A 5,323-nucleotide genomic window follows, 5' to 3' on the forward strand; every position below is an offset into this window, starting at 1 on the left:
TAACCCCTCACCCTCCCATGCTGCGCATGGGCCCCTCCCTCTCCCTATGGGAGAGGTTTTCTTCGCCGCATTGACTCCCCGTCCCCCCTCCGTATGTTCCGCGCCGTTCGAGTGACTGGCGTTGAAGGTGGGTGACCACCGGGGAGCTCGAGACGCATATGCCGCGCGCCTGGGCTCCTTTCTGACCGCAACCAGACCCGGAGTCCCCCGTGCCCGCCGCCCCCGACTATCCGTCCGCCCCCGATCTCGTCGCCCCCAAGCGCGCCCTGCTGTCGGTCTCCGACAAGACCGGCCTGGTCGAGGCGGCCAAGGTCCTGCACGAGGCGGGCGTCGAGCTGGTCTCGACCGGCGGCACCAAGGCGGCCATCGCCGCGGCCGGCCTGCCGGTGAAGGACGTGTCGGACCTGACCGGCTTCCCCGAGATGATGGACGGCCGGGTCAAGACCCTGCACCCCATCGTCCACGGCGGGCTGCTCGGCGTTCGCGACGCTCCCGAGCACGCCAAGGCCATGGCCGACCACGGCATCGGCGGCATCGATATCCTCTATGTGAACCTCTATCCGTTCGAAGCCACCGTCGCGAAGGGCGGCTCTTACGAAGAGTGCGTCGAGAACATCGACATCGGCGGCCCGGCCATGATCCGCTCGGCGGCCAAGAACCACGGCTACGTCTCGGTCTGCACCGACCCGGCCGACCTTGGCGAAGTGCTCGAAGCCCTGAAGGCCGACGGCGGCACCTCGCTGGCCCTGCGCAAGACCCTGGCGGCCCGCGCCTACGCCCGCACGGCGGCCTATGACGCGGCGATCTCGGCCTGGTTCGCCGCACAGCTCGGTCAGGACTTCCCGGCCCGCAAGTCGCTCGCCGGCGAGCTGCGCCAGACGATGCGCTATGGCGAGAACCCGCACCAGAAGGCGGCCTTCTACACCTTCCCCAATCCCCGCGTCGGCGTGGCCACGGCCCGCCAGCTGCAGGGCAAGGAACTCAGCTACAACAACATCAACGACACCGACGCGGCCTTCGAGCTGATCGCCGAGTTCGACCCGGCCCAGGGTCCGGCCGTCGCCATCATCAAGCACGCCAACCCCTGCGGCGTGGCCCTGGGCGCGACCCAGCGCGAGGCCTATGAGCGGGCCCTGGCCTGCGACCCCACCTCGGCCTTCGGCGGCATCGTCGCCACCAACACCCGCCTGACCCGCGAGGCCGCCGAGGCCATGGTCGAGATCTTCACCGAGGTGGTGATCGCCCCGGAAGCCGACGACGACGCCGTCGCCGTCTTCGCCGCCAAGAAGAACCTGCGCCTGCTGGTCACCGGCGGCCTGCCCGACCCGCTGTCGACCGGCGACACCTTCAAGAGCGTGGCCGGCGGCTTCCTCGTGCAATCCCGCGACGACGCGCGGATCAAGGCGGCCGACCTGAAGATCGTGACGAAGCGCCAGCCGACCGAGGAAGAGATCCGCGACATGCTGTTCGCCTTCCAGATCGGCAAGCACGTCAAGTCCAACGCCATCGTCTACGCCCGCGCCGGCCAGACCCTGGGCGTCGGCGCCGGCCAGATGAACCGCAAGGACAGCGCCCGCATCGCCGCCCTGCGCGCCGCCGACTTCGGCCTCGAGCTGGCGGGCTGCGCCTGCGCCTCGGAAGCCTTCTTCCCGTTCGCCGACGGGCTGATCCAGGCGGCCGAAGCCGGCGCCACGGCGATCATCCAGCCGGGCGGCTCCATGCGCGACCCCGAGGTCATCGAGGCCGCCGACAAGCTTGGCCTCACTATGGCCTTCACCGGCGTGCGAGTGTTCCGCCACTAAGGATTGAGTGAGCACGATGGACAGCGCCAGCTGGGGAGCCAAGGTCGTTTCGCGCTCGCGGGTGTTCAAGCCCGCGGGCCTGGGCCCCTTTCCGGTGGCGCTGATCCTGCACGGCTGCGGCGGCAAGACCCCGTTCCTGGAGACCTATGCCGAGGTCGCCGTGAAGGCCGGCTACGCCGCCATCGTGCTCGACTCGTTCGCGCCGCGCGGCATGAGCACGCTCGACGGCAAGCTCTTCGTCTGCACCCTGATGACCCTGCACGGGGCCAAGCGGGCGGCCGACATCTTCGCAACCCTGGCCTGGCTGAAGACGCAGAGCTGGGCGCGGGCCGACCAGGTGTTCCTGGCCGGCTGGAGCCACGGCGCCTGGACGATCATGGACGCCTACGCCGCCGGAACCTCGGCCCCCAGCGCCACCGGCCTGGCCGACGCCGACGCGGTCGCCCTGCGCAAGCAGGTCAAGGGCGCGCTGCTCGTTTATCCGTATGCGGCCTATCCCTCGATGACCAGCCGCCGCGGCTGGGGTCCCGGCGCGCCGCCGGTGTGGTCGGTGCTGGGCCAGAAGGACGGCGTGGTCGGCTGGCGCTATCCCAAGAAGGCCCTGGAGCGGCTCAGCGCCGACGGCGTCAAGGTCGACCTCAAGCTCTACCCCGACGCCACCCACGCCTTCGACGACGACAAGGCCAACGACCCGCGCGCGATCTACCGCCCGGACCTGTTCCAGGAGGTCCAGGACTACTTCGCCGCGGCCCTGAAGGCCGTGGCGCCGAAACCGGGGCTGTTTGCTTGACCGAAATCCTCCCCCTGAAGGGGGAGGTGGCCCGGAGGGCCGGAGGGGGAAGTCCCTTCCAAGGTCGAGGCGGCAGCTAACTCAACAGCCACGTCCCCCTCAGTCGCTCCGCGACAGCTCCCCCTTCAGGGAGAGCATCTTTTGGTGTGCGCCCATGAAAACGCCGCGACAGCCGATCAGCCGTCGCGGCGTCAGAAGTCTGAGAGACCCCTCATCCGTCGCCTTTCGGCGACACCTTCTCCCGCAAGGGGAGAAGGGTCTGGCTCCTAGTGCTTGAACGACACCGACACCCCCATGAACCGGGGCTCGCCGGCGATGAAGGTGGGGATGCCGAAGGCGTCGCCGGTGTTGCCGGCGTCCTTGATGTAGTCCTGATCGAGCGCGTTGGTGACGAAGGCGCCGAAGGTCACCGGGCTGTCCTTGGGCTGGTAGGTCAGGCGCAGGTTCAAGAGGCCGAAGGCCTTCTGGACCTCGTCCTGCACGGTGTCCTTGATCACGCCCGTGGTGCTCTGCAGGGCGGCGATGTCGTTGTTGTTGTCGAAGAACTGCTCGGACTGCCAGGTCCAGGTCGGCAGGAAGGTGAACTTGCCGATCCCGGTGTCGCGCGAGGCCTTCACGCCCAGCGAGAACGAGTGGTCGGGCGACAGGCGGAAGTGGTTGCCCTCGTAGCGGCCGTTGCCGAACCGGGCGTGGCTGTAGCCGTAGGTGGCGAACACCAGCAGGTCGGACGTGGCCTGGAAGTTGGCCTGGCCCTCGAAGCCGTAGGCCTTGGCCTCGCCGGCGTTGATGGTGATGGCCGTGCCGGTGCTGGTCACGCCGCTGGTCTGGAAGTTCTCGTAGTCGTAGCGGTAGATCGCCCCGTCCACGGTCAGGCGACGGTCCAGCAGGGCGGCCTTGGCCCCGGCCTCGTAGGAGGTGACCTCTTCGGCCGGCACTTCGCTGAGGCTGGCGCCGGTCAGCACCTTGGGACGACGGCCGGTCGAGACCGAGCCGTAGACGTTGACGTCGTCGGCCAGTTCGTAGCGGGCCACCAGGCGCCAGGTGACGCCGCTGTCGGTGAAGTCCTTGTAGTAGGTCGCCACCGGCTGGACGATCAGGCCGCGGGTGACCGTGGCGGTGCTGCCGCCGATCACCGACGGGCTGCTGATCCAGGCGCCATAGCCGCTGGTCTTGTCGTCGTAGGTGTAGCGCAGGCCCGCGGTCAGCTCGAGGCGCTCGGTGGCCTTGAAGGTGACGTCGGCGAAGGCGTCGTACGAGTTGGTCTTGCCGTAGTTGGTGTATTCCTCGGTGCGGCCCGACGAAAGCGCCGACAGGGCCGGGATGGCGTTGATCACGGTGGTCGACAGGCCGTTGGGGATCGACAGCTGGCCGGTCAGGAAGAGGTAGGCGATCTTCTCGTTGATCCGCAGCGGCACGCGCTGGCTGCCGTCTTCCCAGAACATGCTGACGCCGCCGAAGGCGGTGATCCTGCCGCCGGCGTCGTAGTTGAGGCGGAACTCCTGGCTGGCCGACTTGCCCTGCGCGTCCTCGGCGAACACGAACAGCGGCAGCGAGAAGCCGTCCGGATCGAACACTTCCTCGCCGCTGAAGTAGCGGTAGGCCGAGGTCGAGTTGAGGGTCAGGTTGTCGTTGAGCTTGTAGCTGGCCAGGGCCGTCAGGCTCCACAGGCGGCGGTCCAGGCCCAGGGGCTGGCCGTTCTCGAAGCCGTCGACGGTCGACAGGGCCGCGCCGGAATTACGGCCCAGGTCGCCGATCACCTTGCCGGTGGTCGGGTCGGTCGGGGCGTAGGTCAGCGACTTGAACGAGGTGCCCGACGGGTTGTCCTGCTGGTAGTTGTAGAGCACGTCCAGCTTGAAGCGGTCGTTGGGCGTGTAGTTGACGGCCAGGCGCGCGGCCACGGTGTCGGTCGAGTTGAAGTCCTCGCCGCCCAGCAGGTTCTCGACATAGCCGTCGCGCTTCTTGACGCGGGTCGACAGACGCACGGCCAGGGCGTCGGTGATCGGGGCGTTCACCATGCCCTCGGCCATGAAGTACCCGTAGTCGCCGCCCTCGACCTTGAGGCTGGCGTCGAAGTCCGGCTTGGCCTTGGCCTGGATGATGTTGACCGCGCCGATCAGGGCGCCGCGGCCGTAGAGGGTGGACTGCGGGCCCTTGGCGATCTCGACCCGCTCCAGGTCGAAGAGCTCGACGTAGGAACCGCGCGACTTCGAGATCGACACGCCGTCCTGATAGACCGAGACGCGCGGCTCGTTGGTGGCCTCGCCGCTGTCGGAGGTGATGCCGCGCATCACGAAGCCGGGGTTGTTGGGCGACTGGTTCTGCACGTCGAAGCCGGGCACGAACTGGCCCAGTTCCTCGAACTCCTGCAGGCCCAACTCGTCGAGCTTCTCGCCGGAATAGGCGGTCAGGGCCATCGGTACGTCGAGCACCTTCTGCTCGCGCTTCTGGACGGTGACGATCAGTTCGTCGACCTGGGTCGGCGCGGCGGCGGTCTCGGCTTCCGGAAGCGGGGCGGCCAGGACAGGGCTGGCGATCGCCAGGGCCAGCAGGCTCGCGCCAGAAAGCGAGCCCGCGAGCGTAGTGGTGCGGATGGCGCGCATGGACTATTCCCCTCAAAACAACTGTACGAGGCCCCGCCCGTAGGGAGCGGCGGTGTCGCTTACGCGACGGGGTTGTGAAGGAGCCGTGAAACAGCGTGGCTGAAGCCGAGGACGACGTCGAAGACCTGCTG

General features: G+C 68.3%; 3 protein-coding genes and 1 riboswitch. Of the genes, 2 read left to right on the forward strand and 1 reads right to left on the reverse strand.

Going from position 1 to position 5,323, the window contains the following annotated elements; all coding sequences use genetic code 11:
- The first annotated feature begins 101 nt into the window (after positions 1–101).
- Positions 102–182: riboswitch (ZMP/ZTP riboswitch) on the forward strand.
- 27 nt (positions 183–209) lie between these two features.
- Positions 210–1,802, forward strand: coding sequence for a bifunctional phosphoribosylaminoimidazolecarboxamide formyltransferase/IMP cyclohydrolase (gene purH, locus DMC18_RS04345; protein WP_110118683.1), 1,593 nt, complete (start codon positions 210–212; stop codon positions 1,800–1,802).
- A 16-nt stretch (positions 1,803–1,818) separates the two neighbouring features.
- On the forward strand, positions 1,819–2,592 hold the full coding sequence (locus DMC18_RS04350) for a dienelactone hydrolase family protein (protein WP_110118682.1): 774 nt from the start codon (positions 1,819–1,821) through the stop codon (positions 2,590–2,592).
- Between the two features lie 266 nt (positions 2,593–2,858).
- Here DMC18_RS04350 and DMC18_RS04355 read toward each other — a convergent pair whose 3' ends face one another.
- Complete coding sequence (locus DMC18_RS04355; protein WP_110132716.1) at positions 2,859–5,192, reverse strand: TonB-dependent receptor; 2,334 nt, start codon at positions 5,190–5,192, stop codon at positions 2,859–2,861.
- Between the last annotated feature and the right edge of the window lie 131 nt (positions 5,193–5,323).

It is taken from the genome of Caulobacter sp. D5 (assembly GCF_003185805.1).
Classification (GTDB): Bacteria; Pseudomonadota; Alphaproteobacteria; order Caulobacterales; family Caulobacteraceae; genus Caulobacter.

Bases quoted from the DNA above. Each gene is read 5' to 3' on its own strand.
- DMC18_RS04350 (WP_110118682.1), top strand. From the start codon at position 1,819: ATGGACAGCGCCAGCTGGGGAGCCAAGGTCGTTTCGCGCTCGCGGGTG.
- DMC18_RS04355 (WP_110132716.1), bottom strand. From the start codon at position 5,192: ATGCGCGCCATCCGCACCACTACGCTCGCGGGCTCGCTTTCTGGCGCG.